The 532-nt window shown below is 44.2% G+C and carries 1 protein-coding gene; it reads left to right on the top strand.

Features of this window, described 5'->3' with window-relative positions:
- Positions 1-13: 13 nt before the first annotated feature.
- Positions 14-532, top strand: a 519-nt coding sequence (locus ACXJJ8_RS15465; RefSeq protein WP_499031878.1) for a site-2 protease family protein, incomplete at its 3' end; no start/stop codon positions are given.

The following is a 532-nucleotide window of genomic DNA, read 5'->3' as shown; positions in this document are numbered from 1 at the left end:
GGGTGATCTTAGGTTGGAAGAGAAGAAGAAACCAGCAGGTAAAAAGTCACCACTAGCCATTGGCGGTTTTATAGCTGTTCTATTATCACAAGGGAAGCTGCTTTTAGGCTTACTAAAGCTTGGTAAAGCTGGCGGAGCCATCATCTCAATGTTCATTACAGTTTGGGCCTATGCCTATCTCGCTCCGTTGCCCTTTGCGATCGGCATTGTTCTGATGATTCTCATACATGAACTCGGTCATGTTTTCGCTGCCAAGATGAAGGGGCTTCCAGTGTCAGCGCCAGTCTTTATTCCTTTTCTTGGAGCACTGATGACAATGAAAAAGAATCCTACCGATGCAGCAACAGAAGCGTTTATTGGCATAGGTGGTCCTATTCTGGGGACTGTTGGTGGCGTTGCCGCTTTTGGTTTGGGCGTATATACCAATTCTCCTGTCATTGTTTCGGTTGCCTATGCAGCATTTTATTTAAATTTAATTAATTTACTCCCTATTCATCCTTTAGATGGTGGGCGAATTTCTACAGCAGTAACT

Source organism: Lysobacter sp. P5_C4, from assembly GCF_054049695.1.
This window is presented reverse-complemented; position numbering and strand designations above follow the sequence as displayed.